Annotated in this window: 22 protein-coding genes; 16 read left to right on the top strand and 6 right to left on the bottom strand. The window is 62.7% G+C overall.

What is annotated here, in order from left to right; all coding sequences use genetic code 11:
• Positions 1–302: 302 nt before the first annotated feature.
• The 4 genes from secG to JI744_RS04670 all read left to right on the top strand — a co-directional run bounded on the left by secG (position 303) and on the right by JI744_RS04670 (position 3764).
• On the top strand, positions 303–701 hold the full coding sequence (secG, locus tag JI744_RS04685) for a preprotein translocase subunit SecG (RefSeq protein WP_202658532.1): 399 nt from the start codon (positions 303–305) through the stop codon (positions 699–701).
• A gap of 142 nt (positions 702–843) precedes the next feature.
• Positions 844–2487 (top strand): CTP synthase, encoded by a 1644-nt coding sequence (locus JI744_RS04680; protein ID WP_202658531.1) that lies wholly within the window; start codon positions 844–846, stop codon positions 2485–2487.
• A 151-nt stretch (positions 2488–2638) separates the two neighbouring features.
• Positions 2639–3049 carry a hypothetical protein gene (locus JI744_RS04675; protein WP_202658530.1) on the top strand — a complete coding sequence of 137 codons (411 nt, stop codon included), beginning with the start codon at positions 2639–2641 and terminating at the stop codon, positions 3047–3049.
• A gap of 274 nt (positions 3050–3323) precedes the next feature.
• A complete protein-coding gene (locus JI744_RS04670) occupies positions 3324–3764 on the top strand; it encodes a hypothetical protein (RefSeq protein WP_202658529.1) in 441 nt (146 codons plus the stop codon).
• Here the strand turns inward: JI744_RS04670 and JI744_RS04665 are convergent.
• Positions 3761–4063: a putative quinol monooxygenase gene (locus tag JI744_RS04665; RefSeq protein ID WP_202658528.1), complete on the bottom strand. Its 303-nt coding sequence runs from the start codon at positions 4061–4063 to the stop codon at positions 3761–3763. The two genes, JI744_RS04670 and JI744_RS04665, sit on opposite strands and share 4 nt — an antisense overlap.
• Before the next feature lie 123 nt (positions 4064–4186).
• Positions 4187–4753 (bottom strand): elongation factor P, encoded by a 567-nt coding sequence (efp, locus tag JI744_RS04660; protein WP_202658527.1) that lies wholly within the window; start codon positions 4751–4753, stop codon positions 4187–4189.
• 104 nt (positions 4754–4857) lie between these two features.
• Here efp and epmA point away from each other — a divergent pair, with 104 nt between their 5' ends.
• From epmA to JI744_RS04610, 10 genes are all read left to right on the top strand, one after another.
• Positions 4858–5892 (top strand): EF-P lysine aminoacylase EpmA, encoded by a 1035-nt coding sequence (gene epmA / locus JI744_RS04655; protein WP_202658526.1) that lies wholly within the window; start codon positions 4858–4860, stop codon positions 5890–5892.
• A gap of 247 nt (positions 5893–6139) precedes the next feature.
• Positions 6140–6931 (top strand): 23S rRNA (adenine(2030)-N(6))-methyltransferase RlmJ, encoded by a 792-nt coding sequence (locus tag JI744_RS04650; protein WP_202658525.1) that lies wholly within the window; start codon positions 6140–6142, stop codon positions 6929–6931.
• Positions 6931–7794, top strand: coding sequence for a PhzF family phenazine biosynthesis protein (locus JI744_RS04645; RefSeq protein WP_202658524.1), 864 nt, complete (start codon positions 6931–6933; stop codon positions 7792–7794). The genes JI744_RS04650 and JI744_RS04645 overlap by 1 nt, the downstream gene beginning before the upstream one ends.
• Before the next feature lie 47 nt (positions 7795–7841).
• Positions 7842–8279 (top strand): tellurite resistance TerB family protein, encoded by a 438-nt coding sequence (locus JI744_RS04640; protein WP_202658523.1) that lies wholly within the window; start codon positions 7842–7844, stop codon positions 8277–8279.
• Positions 8276–9046 carry a phosphate/phosphite/phosphonate ABC transporter substrate-binding protein gene (locus JI744_RS04635; protein WP_202658522.1) on the top strand — a complete coding sequence of 257 codons (771 nt, stop codon included), beginning with the start codon at positions 8276–8278 and terminating at the stop codon, positions 9044–9046. Before JI744_RS04640 ends, JI744_RS04635 begins: the two co-directional genes overlap by 4 nt.
• A 113-nt stretch (positions 9047–9159) precedes the next feature.
• Positions 9160–9939, top strand: coding sequence for an ABC transporter ATP-binding protein (locus JI744_RS04630; protein ID WP_202658521.1), 780 nt, complete (start codon positions 9160–9162; stop codon positions 9937–9939).
• Between the two features lie 26 nt (positions 9940–9965).
• Positions 9966–10688: a transporter substrate-binding domain-containing protein gene (locus tag JI744_RS04625; protein WP_202658520.1), complete on the top strand. Its 723-nt coding sequence runs from the start codon at positions 9966–9968 to the stop codon at positions 10686–10688.
• Positions 10689–10767: 79 nt separating this feature from the next.
• Positions 10768–11649: an ABC transporter permease gene (locus tag JI744_RS04620; RefSeq protein ID WP_202658519.1), complete on the top strand. Its 882-nt coding sequence runs from the start codon at positions 10768–10770 to the stop codon at positions 11647–11649.
• Complete coding sequence (locus tag JI744_RS04615; RefSeq protein WP_202658518.1) at positions 11646–12473, top strand: ABC transporter permease; 828 nt, start codon at positions 11646–11648, stop codon at positions 12471–12473. Before JI744_RS04620 ends, JI744_RS04615 begins: the two co-directional genes overlap by 4 nt.
• A 150-nt stretch (positions 12474–12623) precedes the next feature.
• Positions 12624–13961 (top strand): glutamine synthetase family protein, encoded by a 1338-nt coding sequence (locus tag JI744_RS04610; RefSeq protein ID WP_202658517.1) that lies wholly within the window; start codon positions 12624–12626, stop codon positions 13959–13961.
• 123 nt (positions 13962–14084) lie between these two features.
• Here the strand turns inward: JI744_RS04610 and JI744_RS04605 are convergent, their stop codons facing one another.
• From JI744_RS04605 to JI744_RS04590, 4 genes are all read right to left on the bottom strand, one after another.
• A complete protein-coding gene (locus JI744_RS04605; protein WP_202658516.1) occupies positions 14085–15368 on the bottom strand; it encodes a DUF3422 family protein in 1284 nt (427 codons plus the stop codon).
• Positions 15369–15654: 286 nt separating this feature from the next.
• Positions 15655–17190 carry an NAD(P)(+) transhydrogenase (Re/Si-specific) subunit beta gene (locus tag JI744_RS04600; RefSeq protein ID WP_236019252.1) on the bottom strand — a complete coding sequence of 512 codons (1536 nt, stop codon included), beginning with the start codon at positions 17188–17190 and terminating at the stop codon, positions 15655–15657.
• Between the two features lie 15 nt (positions 17191–17205).
• On the bottom strand, positions 17206–18780 hold the full coding sequence (locus JI744_RS04595; RefSeq protein ID WP_202658515.1) for a Re/Si-specific NAD(P)(+) transhydrogenase subunit alpha: 1575 nt from the start codon (positions 18778–18780) through the stop codon (positions 17206–17208).
• A gap of 44 nt (positions 18781–18824) precedes the next feature.
• Complete coding sequence (locus JI744_RS04590) at positions 18825–19286, bottom strand: methyltransferase family protein (protein WP_202658514.1); 462 nt, start codon at positions 19284–19286, stop codon at positions 18825–18827.
• Between the two features lie 169 nt (positions 19287–19455).
• Between JI744_RS04590 and kynU the strand changes: the two genes are divergently transcribed.
• Positions 19456–20649, top strand: a complete 1194-nt coding sequence (gene kynU / locus JI744_RS04585) for a kynureninase (RefSeq protein WP_202658780.1) — start codon at positions 19456–19458, stop codon at positions 20647–20649.
• Positions 20649–20810: a hypothetical protein gene (locus JI744_RS04580; protein WP_202658513.1), complete on the top strand. Its 162-nt coding sequence runs from the start codon at positions 20649–20651 to the stop codon at positions 20808–20810. Before kynU ends, JI744_RS04580 begins: the two co-directional genes overlap by 1 nt.
• Positions 20811–20842: the final 32 nt, after the last annotated feature.

The raw sequence follows: 20842 nt of genomic DNA, 5'->3' as shown, positions 1-20842 counted from the left end.
GGATGCTCACCTCCATATCGCAGCGGTATTGGCCGTCCTGACACGGTCTCCGCCACAAAGCTATCAGGGGCCGGATGCGGTAACGCTGATCGCATTCCCCGATTTGATTGCGGGCCTAGCGAACAACGTGACCAAAACCTGCGCCCCACGCGCGGCCACCCGATCCAGATGAGGTGCCCCTGTGCCAGCCACGCCATCCCATATCTGTGGCACGCGCAGGACACAGGCGGCGCGATGGCGCGCGCCCTCTTGCGTGCCATCCCCCTTCCGCCTAGATAGGCGCGTCAGCTTTGGGAAGCCCTATGGAAAACGTCGTCCTCACCATCCACCTGATCCTTGCGCTTCTCCTCATCGGGGTTGTGCTGCTTCAGCGGTCCGAAGGCGGCGGTCTGGGCATGGGGTCCACCGGCGGCGTCATGTCGAACCGGGGGGCGGCCACCGCCCTGTCCAAGCTGACGTGGATCTTTGCCATCGGCTTCATCATCACCTCGATCTTGCTGACGGCCATCGCAACGCGGGTGAACACCGCAGGCTCGATCGCCGATCAGCTTGCCACGCCGCCCGCCACGGGCACCGAAGCCCCGGCCCCCGCGCCCGCAGGCAACCTGCCCACCGGCAGCGACCTGCTGCCGCCCACGCCGGGCGATGCGCCTGCTGCCCCTCCGGCAGCACCGGCTGCGCCTGCGGCACCCAGCAACTAACCACAACCTGTGGGCGCTTCGGCGCCCCTTTCTTCATTATCTTGCGGTCGGCTTGCGCAATGACGCCTTTGGCGTTATAATCCAAGTCCCGTAGTGGCTGCGCATTGTCGCGGCGAATCAGGCATTCATCTGCGGGGTCCTCATGGCGCGTTACATCTTCATCACCGGCGGCGTGGTTTCGTCGCTGGGCAAGGGTCTGGCGTCGGCTGCCCTTGGCGCGCTGTTGCAAGCCCGGGGCTACACGGTCCGCTTGCGCAAGCTGGACCCCTATCTGAACGTCGATCCCGGCACGATGAGCCCGTTTGAACATGGCGAGGTGTTCGTCACCGATGATGGCGCCGAAACCGACCTGGACCTTGGCCATTACGAACGCTTCACCGGCGTTCATGCCCGCCAGACCGACTCCATCTCTTCGGGCCGGATCTATTCCAACGTGCTGGAAAAGGAACGCAAGGGCACCTATCTGGGCAAGACCATTCAGGTCATCCCGCACGTTACAAACGAAATCAAAGACTTCCTGCGCATCGGCGAGGATGAGGTTGATTTCATGCTTTGCGAGATCGGCGGCACGGTCGGCGACATCGAAGGCCTGCCGTTCTTCGAATCCATCCGCCAGTTCATCCACGAACGCCCGCGCGGCCAATCGATCCTGATGCACCTGACGCTGCTGCCCTATCTTTCGGCCAGCGGAGAGTTGAAGACCAAGCCCACACAGCATTCGGTCAAGGAACTGCAAAGTATCGGCCTTGCCCCCGATGTGCTGGTCTGCCGGTCGGAACACCCGATCCCCGAGCGTGAGCTGGAAAAGATCGCCCTTTTCTGCAACGTGCGCAAAGAGGCGGTGGTTCCGGCCTATGACCTGAAAACGATCTATGAGGCCCCGCTGGCCTATCACCGCGCGGGCCTTGATCAGGCCGTGCTGGACGCCTTTGGCATCACCCCCGCGCCGCGCCCCAACCTGACCCGCTGGGAAGATGTGATGGACCGCCTGACCCATGCCGAGGGCGAGGTGAAGGTGGCCATCGTCGGCAAATACACCCAGCTTGAAGACGCCTATAAGTCGATTGCCGAGGCGCTGACCCATGGCGGCATGGCTAACCGTGTGAAAGTGCGCGCCGAATGGATCGACGCCGAGATTTTTGAACGCGAAGACCCGGCGCCCTACCTTGAAAACTTCCACGCCATTCTGGTGCCCGGCGGCTTTGGCGAACGCGGCACCGAAGGCAAGATCAAGGCCGCCACCTTTGCGCGCGAGAAAAAGGTGCCCTATCTGGGCATCTGTCTGGGCATGCAGATGGCCGTGATCGAGGCCGCGCGCAACCTGGCTGGCGTGAAGAACGCCGGGTCGGAGGAGTTCGATCACGAATCCGGCGACAAGCGCTTTACCCCCGTTGTCTATCACCTGAAAGAATGGGTGCAGGGCAATCACACCGTGCGGCGCAAGGCCGATGACGACAAGGGCGGCACCATGCGCCTTGGCGCCTATACCGCACAGCTGAAAGAAGGCTCGAAGGTGGCCGAGGTCTATCACGCCACCACGATCGAGGAACGCCACCGCCACCGCTATGAGGTCGACATCCAGTATCGCCAGCAACTGGAGCAATGCGGCCTGATCTTTTCCGGCATGAGCCCCGACGGCAGCCTGCCCGAGATCGTCGAGGTCAAAGACCACCCCTGGTTCATCGGCGTGCAATTCCACCCCGAACTGAAAAGCAAACCCTTCGCCCCCCATCCGCTGTTCGCCGATTTCATCCGGGCGGCGAAGGAGGGGGAACGGTTGGTGTGAGGGGGGCTTTAAATTTCTTGCATTACACAACGTAAGTTATAGCTTTGCCCCTGAATTGAATTCGCGGAGCGATGAATTGCGTAATTCAAGACTTTCAACTCTGCTAGTTCTCCCTTTTCTAGCAGCATGTGCAGCCACCTCAGTCACACCAGTGGCAAAGAATCAATTCCTTCTCACGACCAGCGCTGCCCCCGCCTGTGGCGTGCAAGGCGCTCAGAAGGTAGCTGCAAAAATGGCTGCGGTTGAGACTCTGCGACGGGGCTATGATCGTTTCATAATTGGCGGGGCGAGCGCTCAGAACAACGTTTCAACTGTTCGCACTCCTTATACTGGGGCCTATACCACTGGTACCTTTAATACTTACGGTAACACAACCTATGGCTATGCAAACACTACTTACACGGGCGGCCAAGTAATTTTCACTGGTAGTAATGATGCGCAACTCGCGGTTCTAATGCTGAAGAAGGGCGAGCCCGGCTTTGCTAACGGTGTGGACGCCCGAGATGTGCTCGGTCCAAAATGGAAAGATCTGGTAGAAAAAGGTGTCCGCACTTGCTCTTGATTGAGGAGTGTCCTGCGATAGGCCAAGGGGTTTTCCACTAGCGCAGCGGGTTCCAAATTTGTAACTGGGCCCCCCGGGGGGCGGACGCAGCAGAATTTCGTCATATCGCCGAAATTCTGCAAATACCCATAGGGTGCGTGGTCCCCACGCACCATCACCCCCTCCGCCCCCTTGCCCGACTCCCTCCGCGCGGCCTACCCTGCCTTACCCCACCCAAAGGCCCCCCATGCGCAGCGCCCTGCCCCTTCTCGCCCTGCTCCTCCCCCTGCCGGCCATGGCCGCCCCGCTCGACGGCAAGACCTACATCATCGAACTGTCCTCCACCCAATATTCCAGTGGCTATGGCGAATACCTGCTGCCCCCCTTGGCCAAGGCGATGCGCCATTCGGGCATGACGGCCAAGAACGGCCCCGGCGCGGATGTGGTGGTGAATGTGGTGCCCGAAAGCGATGTAGGCAAATGGGTCAAGACCACCCAAGGGAAGGAATGGCTCTATACCCTGTCGGTCACCGTCGGCATTTCGCCGGGCGAAACCAGCCTGCCCTATGATGGCACGCCGGTGTTTGGCGTTCGGGCCAGCTTGCTGACGCCGAATGCCGACCGAGAGGATGAGCTGGCCTGCCTGATCGGCCTTGCCGCGCGCACGGCCGTGGCGAATTATCGGCCCAAGGGCATCCTGAAGGTCGATGGCAGGTCCTGCGCGCGGGGGAACTAGCCGCGCCGGTGCAGGGCCACTTCGCCTGACCACGGCTCGGTCACGCCGCGGCCACCGCCGAGGTCTTCCAGAATGGGCCGCAGCCTGTCGAGGTTGGCGATCATCGCGGGTCGGGCGCCCGCCATCGCATCAAGCGATTCCCACTCGCCCACGATGATAAAGCTGCGCTCACCCGAGCGGACCACCGAAAAGCTGATGGCGCCCTTCATCCCCTCCATCGGCATGTCGCTGTGCAGCTTGAGGAATTCGTCCTCTTTCCCCGGCTTGACGCGCATATGGACGACGTTCATGGCAGTCATGGTTTCCCCCTCCACTCCGTTCGTGGGGCAAGGATAGCAGAAACCGCGCCGCCTGTCGTGACGGCCAAAAGAATACCCCCGGCACCCTGCGGCACCGGGGGTATGATCTGGCTGGCCTGAGGATCAGTCCTTGGCGCGTTCCACATAGCTGTCGTCATCGGTGTTGATGACAATGCGGGTGCCAGCCCCGATATGCGGCGGCACCATCACGCGCAGGCCGGTGTTGGTCATCGCGGGCTTGTAGCTGGACGAGGCGGTCTGGCCTTTGACCACCGGTTCGGTCTCGGCGATCTCGACCGTGATCTTTTGCGGCACTTCGATGGCGATCGGCGCACCGTCAAAGGTTTTCACATAGCAGCGCATGCCTTCCTGAAGGTAGGCCTTGTTAGCACCCATCACATCCTCGGTCACCACAACCTGATCGTAGCTTTCGGGCTGCATGAAGTGGAAGCCTTCGCCGTCTTCGTAAAGGAAGTCATAGTCGCGTTCATCCACCGTGGCCTTTTCGACCTGATCGGTGGTCTTCCAGCGCTCCGACACCTTCACCCCGTCCGAGATGCGGCGCATGTCCACGCTGGTGGTGGGCGTGCCCTTGCCGGGGCGGTAGGTTTCGGCCAACAGGACGACATAGAGCTTGCCGTCCATCTCGACGACATTGCCCTTGCGCAGGGACGAGGCGATGACTTTCACGGATGCATTCCTTGTGGTTTTCGGTCCGCCGTCCTAATGGGACGCACGATTGACGGCGCGGTTAGCGCATCTTGGCCCGGATTTCCAGCCGAAAGGCAGAAAACATGACGACAAGCTGGTGGGACAAGGCCCGGCACGCCGACCGCAGGCCGCTTTTGCTGGCCCGCAACCGGATTCAGGCGGGCATTCGCGGCTGGCTGGCCGAGCGGGAGTTTACCGAGGTGGACCCGGCGGCGCTGGCAATCTCACCGGGGAACGAGGCGCATCTGCATGGCTTTGCCACTGACGCGCTGGATGATGCGGGCGGGTCGCGGCGGATGTATCTGCACACCTCGCCCGAATTTGCGATGAAGAAACTGCTGGCGGCGGGGGAAACCCGCATCGCCGCCTTCGCCCATGTCTGGCGCAACCGCGAGCGTGGGGCGCTGCATTCGCCAGAATTCACCATGCTGGAATGGTATCGGGTGGGCGATGGCTATGAGGTGCTGATGGCCGATACGATGGCCTTTCTGCGGCTGGCGGTTCAGGTGACCGGGGCCGACCGGCTGCGGTTTCGCGGGCGCGAATGTGACCCCTTGGCCGAGCCTGAACGCCTGTCGGTGGCCGAAGGGTTTTCGCGCCATGCCGGCATCGACCTGTTGGCAACGATCAGTGCGGATGGTGCGCCCGACCGCGACGCGCTGGCTGCACAGGTGGCCGCCGTGGGCATCACCGTGCGCGAGGGGGATAGCTGGTCTGACCTTCTCTCTCGCGTGCTGGTGGACCGGGTAGAGCCGCATCTGGGCATGGGCCGCGTGACCGTGCTTGACCGCTACCCCGCCGCCGAAGCCGCCCTTGCCCGCCGCACGCCCGATGACCCGCGCGTGGCCGAACGGTTTGAGGTTTATGCCTGCGGTGTGGAACTGGCCAATGGCTTTGGCGAATTGACCAACCCCACCGAACAGCGCATCCGTTTTCAGGCCGAGATGGCTGAAAAACAGCGCGTCTACGGCGAGACCTATCCGATTGATGAGGACTTTCTGGCAGCCCTTGCCCATATGCCCGCCGCCAGCGGCATCGCGCTGGGGTTTGACCGACTGGTGATGCTGGCCACCGGCGCGCCGAGGATTGACGATGTGATCTGGGCGCCGGTGCCGTAAGACCACCTCGCGCCCGTGCCAGCGGCGCCATGGCGAAGGCCATCGCTTTCGCCACACGGATACGCTGGCAAGTTGCACCGCCGGGCCACTAAGGCCCGGCCAGCGCCCGCCGGGGCAGGCACTGGCCTCTGGCACTGCGTGTTGACAGGTCTCGAACTGAAATCGCACTCACGGGCGGGGAAACGCGATGCGTTTCCCCGCCCGGACAGCCGTTGCGCCATGGGCACAAGCCGGATAGGTCATTCCCATGCTGTCCTATCAACACGCCTATCACGCAGGTAACCTTGCCGATGTCCAAAAGCACGCGCTTTTGGCCTGGATGCTGGACTACCTGACCCAGAAGGACAAACCCCTGTCCTATATCGAAACCCATGCCGGGCGGGGCCTTTACGACCTTGCCGGGCAAGAGGCGCTGAAGACGGGCGAGGCGGCGGCGGGTGTCACCCTGCTGGAACCGCAGTTCGACCGCCGCCACCCCTATCGCACAATCCTGGAGGCGGTGCGGGCGCGGTATGGTGCTACGGCCTACCCAGGCTCTCCGCTGGTCGCCGCGATGAGCCTGCGCGAGCAGGACACGATGCACCTTGCGGAGCTGCATCCGCAGGAACATGCCGCTTTGGTCGCCACCCTTGGCGACTGGGGCGCGCATATTCAAAAGCGCGACGGGCTGGAGCTGGCCATGGCGATCACGCCGCCCAGCCCGCGCCGGGGGTTGCTGCTGATCGACCCGCCCTATGAGGTGAAGGCCGATTACGACACCATTCCAAAGGTCATGGTGCAACTGGCGCGCAAATGGAACGTGGGCATTCTGGCGCTGTGGTATCCCTTGCTGACCAGTGGAGCGCATGGCCCGATGCTGCGCGCGCTGACCGAGGCCTTCCCTGAGGCGTTCCGGCAGGAGTTGCATTTTCCACCCGCCAAGGATGGCCACAAGATGATCGGCACCGGCATGTTCATCGTGAATGCCCCTTGGGGGATCGAGGCAGAGGGCGGGCGGATCGCCAAGATGTTCAAGCGCCTGCAAACCGGAGAGGCGTGATGCTTGCGTTCCATACGCTGGATGTGTTCACCACCCGGCGCTATGCCGGCAACCCGCTGGCCGTGGTGCTGGGGGCGGATGGGCTGACCACCGCGCAGATGCAGACAATCGCGCGCGAGTTCAACCTTTCGGAAACCATCTTCGTCATGGCGCCGCGCGATCCGGCCCATACGGCACGGGTGCGGATTTTCTTTCCAACCGCCGAAATTCCCTTTGCCGGGCACCCCACCGTTGGCTGCGCCCTGCTGCTGGCCGATCTGGCCGGCACGCCCGAAACCGTGATCACGCTGGAAGAAGAGGCGGGCCTTGTGCCGGTAACCATCCGCGACGGGGTGGCCGAATTCGTGGCCCCGGTGGTGCCCTTTACCCTGCCCTTTACGCCCGACCGCGCCTTGGCCGCTGCGGCGCTGGACCTGCCGGAAGGCGCACTTGGCCCCGACATCGGGCTGGCGCAGGGCGGGCCAAAGTTCCTGTATGTGCCGCTGACCAGCCTTGATGCGCTGGCCCGCGCCCGCCCGATTGAGCCGCACTGGTCGGCCCTGATGGCGGCAGCGGGGGTGGATTCTGCCTATCTTTACACGCCGGGACTGGATTGTGATTTCCGCGCCCGGATGTTTTCGCCCACCGCAGGTATTCCCGAAGACCCGGCCACCGGATCGGCCACCGCGTTGCTGGCCGCGCGCCTGTTGGCGGCAGGGCAATTGGCGGATGGCGAAACCCGGCTGACGCTGCATCAAGGGGTCGAGATGGGCCGCCCGTCGGTGCTGCATCTGACCGCTGTTGCCGCAAAAGGCGCGCTGCACCAGGTACGCATTGCAGGCACCGCTGTGCGCATCAGCGCCGGGCAGATCACGCCGCCCTGATCAACCGGGGGCTTCCCTTGGCCCTCGCGGCCCCTTAGGTTGGCCCAATGTTCGGTGATCTCCTGCGCCAGCTTCTGGCCCCCGCCCCTGATCGTCTGCCTGACCCGGATGCCCGGCTGGCGCTGGCTGCGCTGTTGGTGCGGGTTGCCCGCGCCGACGGGCTTTACGCCGCCGAAGAGGTCGAAAAGATCGAGCGTATCCTGATGGCCCGCCACGGCCTTGGCCCGTTCGAGGCGGTTCACCTGCGCGCCCAGGCCGAAGAGCTGGAGGTGCAGGCCCCCGATACCGTGCGCTTTACCCGCGCCCTGAAGGCCGCCGTTCCCGTCGAAGAGCGCACCGGCCTGTTGCAGGCGCTGTGGTCGGTTGCCTTGTCGGACGGGGATCGCAACGCCGAGGAAGATCAGCAGTTGCGGCTGCTGACCAACCTTCTGGGGCTGACCGATGTTGAATCGGCCCTCGCCCGAGCGAAGGCGCAAAAGGAATGATCGCCTCGTTGGCAATGTACGAGCTGGCGGGCATGGCCCCCGCGAATGACCGGCTGTGGGCGCTGATCCGTGATGGCTTGCGCAGCCATGGCATTGCCGCGCCTGCGGCGCTGACGCGGGGCGAGGACGCCTATTGGCCCGCCTGGACCGCGCCCGATCTGGTGCTGTCGCAGACCTGCGGCTTTCCCTATCGTGCGCGCCTGCATGACAAGGTGGCGCTGATCGGCACCCCCGATTACGGTCTGCCGGGGTGCCCGCCGGGCCATTACTGCTCGGTCTTCGTGGCACGGCGCGATGATCCGCGCCGCACGTTGGCCGAGTTTGACGGCACCGCCCTGGCCTATAACGAACCGATGTCACAATCGGGCTGGGCCGCGCCTCAGACCCATGCCTCCTCTCTTGGCTTGCATTTTCCGGCCGGATTACAAACCGGTGGCCACCGGCTTTCGGCGGCAGCGGTCGCCAGCGGGCAGGCCGATCTGGCGGCACTGGATGCGCTGACCTGGGCGCTGCTGTGCGAGCGTGGTGGCGACACGGTTGCCTTGCGCGAAGTGGCGCGCACCGCACCCACACCCGGCTTGCCGCTGATCGCGGCAGAGGGCGCCGATGTGGAGGCTACCTTTGCCGCCGTGGCCGATGCCAACGCCGCCCTGTCGCCCGATGACCGCGAAACGCTGCATCTGAAAGGCATCGTTCGAATCGCCCCTGCGGCTTACCGCGCGGTGCCGACACCGCCGCCTCCTGCACAAAACGACGACGCAACCTGACGTTTTTACAGGCATTGGCCGCTATGACGCATCGAAATGCCGTTGCAAAGCGGCGATTTCTGCGTCCTATTTGATCAACAGATCAGAACCCGGCCCAGAACCGCAGGCAGAACGTGACCGACAGCAAAGACACGCCCGTCATAGAAATTCGTGACCTGCACAAGGCCTATGGCCAGTTGGAAGTTCTGAAAGGGGTCGATCTGGTTGCGCCGCGCGGCCATGTTGTGTCGCTGATCGGATCGTCCGGTTCCGGGAAATCCACGCTGCTGCGGTGCTGCAACCTGCTGGAAGACAGCCAGCAAGGCAGCATCAGGTTTGAGGGCGAGGATGTTCTGTGGAAAGGCACCGGCCTTGCACGCCACCCTGCCGACCGCATGCAGGTGACGCGAATCCGCACCAATCTGTCGATGGTGTTCCAGCAGTTCAACCTTTGGGCCCATCTGACGATTTTGCAGAACGTGATGGAGGCGCCGGTGACGGTGCTGAAGCGTGATCCGAAAGAGGTCGAGGAAAAGGCCCGTCACTACCTTGCCAAGGTCGGCATTGGCGACAAGGCCGACAACTGGCCCGCCCAGCTTTCGGGCGGCCAGCAACAGCGTGCCGCGATTGCCCGCGCCCTCTGCATGGAACCCCGCGCACTGTTGTTCGATGAACCGACCAGCGCCCTTGACCCCGAGCTGGAGCAAGAGGTTGTCCGCGTCATCAAGGCCCTGGCCGATGAGGGGCGCACTATGCTGCTTGTGACCCATGACATGAAACTGGCCGCCGATTGTTCCGACCATGTGATCTTCCTTCACCAAGGCAAGATCGAGGAACAGGGCGCACCCGCCGAATTGTTCGGCAACCCCAAGACCGAACGGCTGCGCGGGTTCCTTTCCGCCACCGCCGCCTAACCACAAACTGTTACAGGGAGTTAACAATGAAAAAACTGCTACTTGCCGCCACGTTTGCCACCCTTGGCACCACCGCTTTCGCCCAGGATGTTGTGCGGCTGGGCACCGAGGGCGCCTATCCTCCCTACAACTTCGTCAACGACAAGGGCGAGGTTGACGGGTTCGAGCGCAAGATGGGCGACGAGCTGTGCAAGCGCGCCAGCCTGAACTGCACCTGGACCACGAATGAGTGGGACAGCATCATTCCCAACCTGCAATCGGGCAATTATGACGTCATCATCGCTGGCATGTCGATCACGCCGGAACGTGGCGAAGTCGTCGATTTCAGCCAGCCCTATATCCCGCCAGCCTCGTCGGCCTATCTGACGCTGTCCAAGGATACCGATCTGAAATCGGGTCCGGTTGCGGCGCAAACCTCGACCATCCAGGCAGCTTTTGTCGCCGAGAATGGCATGAAACTGGTGGAATATGCCACGCCCGAAGAAACCGTTGCAGCGGTGAAGAACGGTGAGGCAGTGGCCGTTCTGGCCGACAAGGATTACCTCAAGCCGATCGCCGACGAATCCGGTGGCGCTCTGGTGCTGCTGGACAAGGAAGAAGTGATCGGCGGCGGCGTCGGCATGGCCTTCCGCAAATCGGATGCCGAGCTGCGCGGCAAGTTCGACGCTGCCATCGACTCGATGAAGAAAGACGGCACCCTCAGCGCCATGATCACAGAGTTCTTCGGCCCCGAAGCCAAGACCTGGTAATCATCGCCTGCTGTTCCCCGGCCCCGCCTGATCTGGCGGGGCCACCCTTTTCCCCCGACCGCCGCGAGGGACCGCCCCGATGTTTTCCGCCTGCGCCGATCCCAAGGCCATCGAAGGCCTGTCATGGCTTTCGTGCTATCTGACCTCTGGCAAGCATCTGGATTTCTACTGGTCCTTCGTGATCGTGCTGATCCTTTTGGCGGTTACAGCGCCTGCCGCTATGATCTTTGGCTTTGGCGGGGCCACCATGGCCCGGTCGCCCATCGCGCCGCTGCGCTGGGTCGGCAAGGCCTATATCGCGATGGTGCGCGGCATTCCCGATATCATCTTTTTCATGTTCTTCGTGATCGCGCTGGATCAGGGCATCGAATACCTGAAAAGTCTGGCCGTTTGCCCCGCCGGATCGGCCTGGCCCTGGCAGGGACTGGAGTTTCGGGTCTGCGCCGAGGCCAAGGTGCCGCTGGCCACCTCCTCGCCGCTGATGTTTCAGATGTACGGCTTCTTTCTGGCGGTCTTTACCTTTGCCATCGTCTTTGGCGCCTTTGTCGCCAACGTGCTTTTCGGCGCCATGCAGGCCGTGCCGCGCGCGCAACTGGAAACCGCCGAGGCCTATGGCATGAGCCATGGGCAGGTGTTCCGCCGCATCCTTATTCCGCAGATGTGGGTCTACGCCCTGCCCGGCCTGTCGAACCTGTGGATGATCCTGATCAAGGCGACGCCATTGCTGTTCCTGCTTGGTGTCAAGGACATCGTTTATTATGCCCGAGAGCTGGGTGGATCAAAAACGCAGGTCTATGAATATCCGCATGGCGACTGGCGGCTGTATTACTTTCTGGGTCTGATGGTGTTTTATCTGACCATGACCCGGGTGTCGGAAATCTTCCTGAAACGCCTGTCGAACCGGCTGTCCAAGGGGCAGGCCACCGCTGCGGGCGAAGCCATGCGGAGGGCGGGCGCATGAGCTGCTGGGACACCATTCAGGATTATGGCCTGCGCTCTATCGGCATTGGCGAAAACCTTTTGCCGAAAAAGGATTTCACGCTGTGCCAGGAATTCACGCTGATCGGATCTGGCCTGCTGTGGAACATCTATTTCGGTGTGCTGGCGTTGTTCTTCGGGTTCTTTCTGGCCAATGCGCTGGCGCTGGCCAAGGCGTCGCGCCATGCTTGGCTGCGCAAGCCTGCGGAATGGTTCATCTTCGTGTTCCGCGGCTCTCCTTTGTTCATTCAGTTTTTTCTGGCCTATGAGGCGCTGGTGCTGCTGCCGCGCACCGGGATTGAACTGTTCGGGCTGACCATCGCCACCAGTTGGACAACCAAGGCCTGGGCCGGCGCGCTGTTTGTGCTGTTCCTGAACACTTCGGCCTATTCGGCGGAAATCTTCTTTGGCGCGCTGCGATCGATCCCGAAGGGCGACCTGGAGGCGGCAGAGGCCTATGGTATCACCGGCTGGAACAAGTTCCGCCGGATCGAATGGCCCACCATGCTGCGGCTGGGCTGGCCCGCCTATACGAACGAGGCGATCTTTCTGTTCCACGCCACGACACTGGTGTTCTTTTCCGGCTTTCCGGCCTTTGGCCAACAGGGCGATGCGCTGTATTACGCGAACTATTTCGCGGACAAGACGTTTAACCCCTTTGTACCCTACCCGATCATCGCGATGTATTTCATCGCCATGACGCTGATCATCACTTGGGTCTTTGGCCGGATCAACAAGCGGCTGAACCGCCACCTGCCGCAAAACATGAAAAGCAGAATTCGCTTGCGTCCGCAGTTGGTCCGATAGTATCCTGAATTTGATCAAATTGGCGGGACACCCGCCGGAGGTCGCAACAGGGAAAGGATCAAGGGCATGATCCGGTAACCTGCCTGCTATGCCATGGGGGTATGGCGCGGGTGGCTCGTGCCCCGCATCAACACCATGATCAATACGAACATGAAAGATTATCTTCGCAAACACCCCGACGTCCGCACCATCCGGGTCGCGGCGGCGGATCTGAATGGTCAGGCGCGCGGCAAGCGTGTTCCGGCCCGCTTTGCCGACAAGGTTGTGAAAGACGGAACCCGCTTTCCCTTTTCGGTGCTGAACCTCGACATCTGGGGCGAGGATATCGATGACAGCCCGCTGGTGTTTGAACAGGGAGACCAGGATGGCGTGCTGAAACCGACCGAGCGCGGCTTCATGCCGATGCCCTGGCTGGAGGCACCGACTGCGCTGCTGCCGATCTGGATGTTCCGCGAAAATGGCCAGCCTTATGAGGGCGACCCCCGCCATGCGCTGAATACCGTGGTACAGCGCTTCAAGGCCCGTGGCCTGACCCCGGTCTGCGCGATGGAGCTGGAATTTTTTCTGATCGACGATTCTGGCAAGACGTTGCAGGCCCCGGCCTCGCCCCGGTCTGGCAAGGTGCGCAAGGCGGCGGAAACCCTGTCAATCCGGGCACTTGACGCCTTTGACACCTTCTTTACCGACCTGTACGACGCCTGCGAGGCGATGGATATTCCGGCCGACACCACGACCAGCGAAACCGGCCTGGGTCAGTTCGAAGTGAACCTGATGCACTGCGACGATGCGCTGCGCGCTGCCGACGATGCCTGGCTGTTCAAGATGCTGGTCAAGGGCCTTGCCCGCCGCCACGGCTTTGCCGCCAGCTTCATGGCGAAACCCTACCCGGAATATTCCGGTTCGGGCCTGCACACCCATTTCAGCCTGATCAATCAGGACGGCGACAACGTGTTCGATTCTGGCGGGCCAAAGGGCACGGCCATGCTGCGGCAGGCGGTGGCGGGCTGCCTGAACGCGATGCACGATTCCACGCTGATCTTTGCGCCGCACCAGAACAGCTATCAACGTCTGGTGCCGGGCAAACACGCGCCCACCTCGATCGCCTGGGGGTATGAAAACCGCACGGCGGCCATTCGTATTCCCGCTGGCAACCCCGGCGCGCGGCGGATTGAACACCGGGTCGCGGGGGGCGACGTGAACCCCTATCTGATGCTGGCGGCCATTCTGGGTGCGGCGCTGGACGGGATTGAAAACCAGATGGAGCCGCCGACCCCGGTGGTGGGCAACTCTTACGCCCTGCCCGATCTGCCGCAAATTCCCGATAGCTGGGAACATGCCATCGACGCGATGGAGCAAAGCACCGTCGTCTCGCGGTTCCTGCACCCGGAACTGATCAAGAACCTGATCTCGACCAAGCGGCAAGAGCTGCACTATATCGGCGAGCTGTCTGATCAGGAAAAGGTGGAACTCTATCTCGATACGGTCTGAGGGGCGCCCCCTCACCCCATCCCTCTCCCCCAAGGGGAGAGGGCGTTGCCCCATGTTCCAACCGCAGCGCCCTTCCCGCCCCGTGCCTCTCGCCCAAGAGAGGAGAGTCAGGGGGAAAGCACCTTAGTGCATCCGCGCCTTGAGCCGCCGGATCATCAGCCACACCCCCAGAATGACCAGAGGCGTCAGGATGGCCTTGGTCGTATATTCCTCCAGATGCGCGGCATGTGCCAAGGGACCGGTCAGGTAATAGGCCAGGCTGACGGCATAATAGCTGATGGCCACGACCGACAGGCCTTCCACCGTATGTTGCAGCCGCAAGGCCAGGTCGGCGCGGTGGTCCATGCTTTCCAAAAGTTTCTGGTTCTGCGCACTGCGTTCCACATCCACCCGCGTGCGCAACAATTCGGCGGCGCGCTGCGCCCGTTCGGCCATTTCACGCAGCCGGCCTTGCGCCGATTTCACCGTCCGCATCGCCGGATCATAGCGCCGCGCCATGAACTCGCCAAAGCTCTGGCGGCCATTCACCCGCTCTTCGCGCAAAACGGCGATCCGGTTCATCACGATCGCCTCATAAGCTCCGGTCGCGCCAAAGCGGAACGAGTTCTGCACCGCCAGACTTTCCAGCTCTGCCGCGATGGCCAGCAGCTCATGCAGCGCCGCCTCTGCCGGGCGGCGGTCGGTATCAAGGCCCGAGACCAGCGCCGACAGCCGCGGATCAACCGCGTTCAGCCGGTCCGACAGGCCGCGCGCATCGACAAAGCCCAGCATCGACATGGCGCGATAGGTTTCAATCTCGCACAGGCGCTGCACGATGCGGCCCACCCGCCGCTCTCCGGTGCCGGGGCGGACAAAGACGACAAAGCGCATGTGGCCCGCCGGATCGATGCGGAAGTCGCCCGCCACCACCGCCGCGCCATCAACCACACGCGCCACCGCCAGGCTTTCGGCCACGAACCAGTCGTCAAGCATCCGCAGCATGGTCGGCTCATCAACCGGCATTTGCTCTACCCGGATCAGCAACGAGACGACACGCTGACCCGGCGCCTCTGCCAGCCAGTCGGCGGGAAAAACTGTCGCCTCTACCGGATCAAACGGGTGAGCAGACTGGCCGGGGGTAAAGGCCGAATAGGCCACGAATTCGGTATGGGATTCCCATTTCAGCTCTGCCCGGCCAATCTGGCCCGAGAAATGCGTGGCCCCCGGTTGGGGATGCGCCGCGCCATGGCGGTCAAGCAAGGCCTGCAAATGTGCGCGGTCGCAGTTTCGGTCACGGGTCTGCGCTTCGCCTTCGGCACGGATGGCCAGAAAGACGGCACTGCACGGGGTTTGCAGCGCCGGAAAGGGCCGGGCGTGCAGTTCATTGACCAGCGCATAGCGCAAGGGATGATCGGAAGGTTCACGCATCTGGGGCCTGTCTTGGCAAAGTCGTATCCGGGGGTAAAATAAAATCCCCAACAAATCCATATATTTATCAGCATGCAAAGGCATACGGGAAATATGCGGGGAAATTACATCGGCCAAGGGCTAGGGACTGACCGCCCCGGGCTGGAGGCGGAAATGACCACGCTGCACGAAAAGGCAACCATCTGATTTACGAAGGGCTGACCCTCTAAATGGATACGCTGCAAGCCAAGGCCCGGAAATGAAAAAGGCCCCGGCGAACCGGGGCCTTTTCACTTGCTTGGCCGGATCAGTCGATCATCGGCAGCAGGGCATCCAGCGACTTTTTGGCATCGCCATAGAACATCCGGGTGTTTTCCTTGTAGAACAAGGGGTTCTCAATCCCCGAATAGCCGGTGCCTTGGCCGCGCTTGCTCACAAACACCTGTTTCGCCTTCCAGCATTCCAAGACCGGCATCCCGGCGATCGGGCTGTTGGGGTCTTCCTGCGCCGCGGGGTTCACGATGTCGTTCGAGCCGATGACGATGGCCACATCCGTGCTGGGGAAGTCCTCATTGATCTCGTCCATTTCCAGAACGATGTCATAGGGCACCTTGGCCTCGGCCAGAAGCACGTTCATGTGGCCGGGCAACCGCCCTGCCACTGGGTGGATGGCAAAGCGCACGGTCTTGCCCTTGGCGCGCAACTTGCGCGTCAGTTCCGACACCGATTGCTGCGCCTGCGCCACCGCCATGCCGTAACCCGGAATGATGATGACGGAATCCGCATCGTTCAGCGCCGCCGCAACGCCCTCGGCGTCGATGGCAATCTGCTCGCCGGTTACTTCCATCGCCGGGCCGGTGGTGCCGCCGAAGCCGCCAAGGATCACGCTGATGAACGACCGGTTCATCGCCTTGCACATGATGTAGGACAGGATCGCACCAGACGAACCAACCAGCGCGCCGGTCACGATCAACAGGTCATTGCCGAGGCTGAAGCCGATGGCCGATGCCGCCCAGCCGGAATAGCTGTTCAGCATCGAAACCACGACCGGCATATCCGCGCCGCCGATGCCCATGATCAGGTGATAGCCGATGAAGAACGCAGCCAAGGTCATCAGCGCCAGCGCCCAGAAGGCCGAGGTCTGCACATAGACCACCAGCAGGATCAGCGACAGGATCGCAGCCCCCGCATTCAGCATATGGCCGCCCGGCAGCTTTTTGGCCTTGCCATCCACCTTGCCCGCCAGCTTGCCAAAAGCCACGACCGAGCCGGTAAAGGTGACCGCGCCGATGAACACGCCAAGGAAGGTTTCCACCCGCAGGATCGACACTTCCAGCGGCGTTTTCTGCACCAGCTTCAGGGCAAAGCCCGTCAATCCCTCGGCCTGCGCCTGCAATTTGGCGGCGGCTTCGGCATTGCCCATCAAGGCTTCCATCGCCTTTTGCGGGTCGGAGATCAGGCCCATCAGATCAGCCAGACCGGCCAATTCGATATGGGTGGAAAAGCCGATGAACACCGCCGCAAGACCGACGAACGAATGCAGCGCCGCCACCAGTTGGGGCATTTCCGTCATCTGCACCCGCTTGGCCAGCACGCTGCCCACGCCCGCGCCGACAATCAGCATCAGCGCGATGATCCACAGATGCCCGGTGCCGGGCGAAAACACCGCCGCAGCAACGGCCAAGGCCATGCCCGCAATGCCATACCACACCGCGCGCTTGGCACTTTCCTGCCCCGACAACCCGCCAAGACACAGGATGAACAGCACCGCCGCAGCAACATAGGCCGCGATTACAATGCCCGGCTCGCCGACATGCGCGCCCATTTCAAACAATTGATCCATTTGCTGCCCCTGCCCTTACGATTTCTGGAACATGGCGAGCATGCGCCGGGTGACAAGGAAGCCGCCGACGATGTTGATCGAGGCGATCAGGATCGAAAGTGCTGCCAGAATGGTGATGATGACAGAGGTGGACCCCACCTGCGCCAGCGCCCCCAGAATGATGATGCCGGAAACCGCATTGGTCACCGCCATCAGTGGCGTATGCAGGCTGTGCGAGACGTTCCAGATGACCTGAAAGCCCACGAAACAGGCCAGCATGAACACCACAAAGTGGCTCATAAAGCTGGAAGGCGCGAAATAGCCCACCAGCAGGATCAGCGCGGTGCCGATGCCCAGCAGGGTCACCTGCGCCTTGGTTTGCGCCGCGAAAGCCGCCTTTTCCTCTGCCCGCTTTTCCTCGGGCGTCAATTCCTTGGCCTTTTCTTTCGGCTTTTGCGCCGCGATGGCCGCGATTTTGGGCGGCGGCGGCGGGAAGGTGATGGCGCCGTCCTTGGCCACGGTGGCGCCCCGGATCACGTCGTCTTCCATGTTGTGGTTGATGACGCCATCTTTCTTGGGCGTCAGATCCGTCAGCATGTGGCGGATGTTGGTGGAGTAGAGCGTGCTGGCCTGCGTCGCCATGCGGCTGGGGAAATCGGTATAGCCGACGATGGTCACGCCATTGTCGGACACCACCTTTTCATCCGGCACGGTCAGGTCGCAGTTGCCGCCCCGCTCGGCGGCAAGGTCGATGATGACCGACCCGCGCTTCATCAGCGCCACCATATCGGCCGTCCACAGCTTTGGCGCGGGGCGACCGGGGATCAGGGCGGTGGTGATGACGATATCGACTTCCGGCGCAAGCTCGCGGAATTTCTTCAACTGCGCTTCGCGGAATTCGGGGGATGAGGGGGCCGCATAGCCGCCCGTGGCCGCGCCGTCGGTCTGGGTTTCCGAAAAATCCAGATAGACGAATTCCGCGCCCATCGATTCAATCTGCTCGGCCACTTCGGGCCGCACGTCGAACGCCAGTGTGATCGCACCAAGGCTGGTCGAGGTGCCGATGGCAGCCAGACCGGCCACGCCCGCGCCCACGACCAGAACCTTGGCCGGGGGCACCTTGCCCGCCGCCGTCACCTGGCCCGTGAAAAAGCGGCCAAAGTTGTTCCCGGCCTCAATCACCGCGCGGTAGCCTGCGATATTGGCCATCGAGGACAGCGCATCCATCTTTTGCGCGCGGCTGATGCGGGGCACCATGTCCATCGCCACAACGGTCGCGCCACGGGCCTTGACGGTTTCCAAAAGCTCGGGGTTCTGGGCGGGCCAGAAGAACGAGATCAGCGTCTGGCCGTCGCGCAGCGCCTGTGCCTCGGCCTGTTCCGGGCCGCGCACCTTGACCAGCACATCGGCCTCGGCCACCACCGCCGCCGCATCGGGCAGCACCGTCACCCCTGCCGCCTGATAGGCCGCATCGGTAAAGCCTGCTTTAGTGCCAGCACCGGCCTGAATGACGCTGCTATGGCCCAGCTTGGCCAAGGCCACAGCTGAATCCGGCGTCATTGCCACCCGGTTCTCACCCGGAAAAATCTCTGCCAAAGCCCCGATCTTCATCCGCCCAGTCCCTCCTTCGCGGCACTGCCGCCCTTCTTATTCCGTTACAGCCAGCGGCGCGTTTTCAGAAACCAGGCCGCCGCCTCATCGCCAAAAGCCTCGCCCAGCCGTTCCTCTTCGGTCTTGATGAAGCGCTCTGTCATCACAGCCACGAATGCGACCGTGACCACGCATAGTCCGACAAGAGTGTCGAACCAGAAGCTGGCCGCCAGCAAGACAAAGGTGTCGCCCAGATAGATCGGGTTGCGCGAGATGGCAAAAACTCCATCCGTCACCAGCGCGGTGGGTTCGCCACGCGGATTTACCGTGGTCCGTGCGCGGCGCATCTGCAAGACCGCAGAGGCCATCAGCCACAGTCCCACGATCAGACAGGCCAGCGCCAGACCCGGCCCATAGGCGCCAAAGCCCCAAGGAAACCCCACCCAGCCCAGAAAAGCGATCATCGCCAGCGCAGCCACGGCCCAAGCCTGCGGCCAGTCAAGCCAGCGTTCCAGCGCCTTTTCCATCATCCCCCCGGCCTTGCCGCGCGCGCATAATGACCATGCGGGGCGTTGATGCAACCGCTTTCAGGCAATAAATGGTCGGGTTTGGGCGTTAACACAGGGGTTTCATTCACGGTGCCCGCATTGATCTTGGACACTGCAGCGCGTTAACTGCGCGTCAGGAGGAGCCATGATCACAGATTTCACCCAGACCCGCCCGCTGTTCGACCTGCCCGAAGGGGTGATCTATCTTGACGGCAATTCCCTTGGCCCCTTGCCGAAAAGTGCCGCTGCCCGCGTGGCGCGCACCATTCAGGATGAATGGGGCCAGATGCTGATCACCGCCTGGAACCGCGCGGGCTGGATGGACCTGCCGTCCCGTCTGGGCGACCGCATCGCGCGGCTGGTGGGCGCCGAGGCGGGCAGCGTGGTCTTGGGCGATACGCTGTCGATCAAGGTCTATCAGGCGCTGGCCTCGGCGATTGAAATGAACCTCGGCCGGAAGGTCATTCTTTCCGACAGTGGCAACTTTCCTTCCGACCTTTATATGGCGCAGGGCCTGTGCAAGACGCTGGGCGATGGGTACACGCTGAAGGTCGTCGCGCCCGAAGAGGTGCTGGGCGCCATCGACGAATCGGTGGCCGTGACCATGATTACCGAAGTTGATTATCGCACCGGGCGGCGCCACGACATGAAGGCGATCACCGACCGCGCCCATGCGGCGGGGGCGCTGGCAGTCTGGGATCTGGCGCATTCCGCCGGGGCCTTTCCGGTGGAGCTTGCGGCCTGCGGGGCCGATTTCGCCTGTGGCTGCACCTATAAATACCTCAACTCCGGCCCCGGCGGCCCGGCCTTCATCTATGTCGCCCCCCGCCATCAGAACCGCGCGCGCCCCGCGCTGTCGGGCTGGCTGGGGCATGAGGCGCCCTTTGCCTTTGACCCCGATTACCGCCCCGGCCGTGGGGTCGAACGGATGCGCGTCGGCACGCCGCCCATCTTGCAAATGGCCGCGCTGGATGCCGCGATGGAAATCTGGGACCGGGTGGATATGAACGCGCTTCGCGCCACCTCGCTGGCCCTGACCGACCGCTTTATCGCCGGGGTCGAGGCCGCCTGCCCCGACCTGACCCTTGCCACCCCGCGCGACCATACCAGCCGGGGCAGTCAGGCCTCGTTCCGCCACCCCGAAGGCTATGCGATCATGCAGGCCCTGATTGCCGAGGGCGTGGTCGGCGATTTCCGCGCGCCAGACATCCTGCGGTTCGGCTTCACCCCGCTTTATACATCTGTGCAAGACGTGGATGGTGCGGTGGCGATCCTTGCCCGCATCATGGCCGAACTGCGCTGGGACCGGCCAGAGTTCAAGGCGCGGCAAAAGGTGACCTGATGCGCAACACCGCCACCTGCCCCAGGAATTTTCGAAAATTCCTGGCAAATTTCTTCGCAGAAATCTGGTCCCTGCCGCCGGTCTGTCGGCCCGGCGGTTGGGCCTGCGCATGGCGGCGGATGGGCAACACCTCGGTTCTGAATTTCGGTGCGAGCGGCTGACCCCGCCCCCCAACCCCAATTCAGGAGATACC

Origin of the sequence: Fuscibacter oryzae, assembly GCF_016765795.1 — a bacterium.
Classification (GTDB): Bacteria; Pseudomonadota; Alphaproteobacteria; order Rhodobacterales; family Rhodobacteraceae; genus Fuscibacter; species Fuscibacter oryzae.
The sequence above is the reverse complement of the archived record's forward strand: the minus strand, read 5'-3'. Positions and strand labels throughout refer to the sequence as shown.

Coding starts and splice junctions, on each gene's coding strand:
- secG (WP_202658532.1), top strand. CDS start 303: ATGGAAAACGTCGTCCTCACCATCCACCTGATCCTTGCGCTTCTCCTC.
- JI744_RS04680 (WP_202658531.1), top strand. CDS start 844: ATGGCGCGTTACATCTTCATCACCGGCGGCGTGGTTTCGTCGCTGGGC.
- JI744_RS04670 (WP_202658529.1), top strand. CDS start 3,324: ATGGCCGCCCCGCTCGACGGCAAGACCTACATCATCGAACTGTCCTCC.
- JI744_RS04665 (WP_202658528.1), bottom strand. CDS start 4,063: ATGACTGCCATGAACGTCGTCCATATGCGCGTCAAGCCGGGGAAAGAG.
- epmA (WP_202658526.1), top strand. CDS start 4,858: ATGACGACAAGCTGGTGGGACAAGGCCCGGCACGCCGACCGCAGGCCG.
- JI744_RS04650 (WP_202658525.1), top strand. CDS start 6,140: ATGCTGTCCTATCAACACGCCTATCACGCAGGTAACCTTGCCGATGTC.
- JI744_RS04645 (WP_202658524.1), top strand. CDS start 6,931: ATGCTTGCGTTCCATACGCTGGATGTGTTCACCACCCGGCGCTATGCC.
- JI744_RS04640 (WP_202658523.1), top strand. CDS start 7,842: ATGTTCGGTGATCTCCTGCGCCAGCTTCTGGCCCCCGCCCCTGATCGT.
- JI744_RS04635 (WP_202658522.1), top strand. CDS start 8,276: ATGATCGCCTCGTTGGCAATGTACGAGCTGGCGGGCATGGCCCCCGCG.
- JI744_RS04625 (WP_202658520.1), top strand. CDS start 9,966: ATGAAAAAACTGCTACTTGCCGCCACGTTTGCCACCCTTGGCACCACC.
- JI744_RS04620 (WP_202658519.1), top strand. CDS start 10,768: ATGTTTTCCGCCTGCGCCGATCCCAAGGCCATCGAAGGCCTGTCATGG.
- JI744_RS04615 (WP_202658518.1), top strand. CDS start 11,646: ATGAGCTGCTGGGACACCATTCAGGATTATGGCCTGCGCTCTATCGGC.
- JI744_RS04610 (WP_202658517.1), top strand. CDS start 12,624: ATGAAAGATTATCTTCGCAAACACCCCGACGTCCGCACCATCCGGGTC.
- JI744_RS04605 (WP_202658516.1), bottom strand. CDS start 15,368: ATGCGTGAACCTTCCGATCATCCCTTGCGCTATGCGCTGGTCAATGAA.
- JI744_RS04600 (WP_236019252.1), bottom strand. CDS start 17,190: ATGGATCAATTGTTTGAAATGGGCGCGCATGTCGGCGAGCCGGGCATT.
- JI744_RS04595 (WP_202658515.1), bottom strand. CDS start 18,780: ATGAAGATCGGGGCTTTGGCAGAGATTTTTCCGGGTGAGAACCGGGTG.
- JI744_RS04590 (WP_202658514.1), bottom strand. CDS start 19,286: ATGGAAAAGGCGCTGGAACGCTGGCTTGACTGGCCGCAGGCTTGGGCC.
- JI744_RS04580 (WP_202658513.1), top strand. CDS start 20,649: ATGCGCAACACCGCCACCTGCCCCAGGAATTTTCGAAAATTCCTGGCA.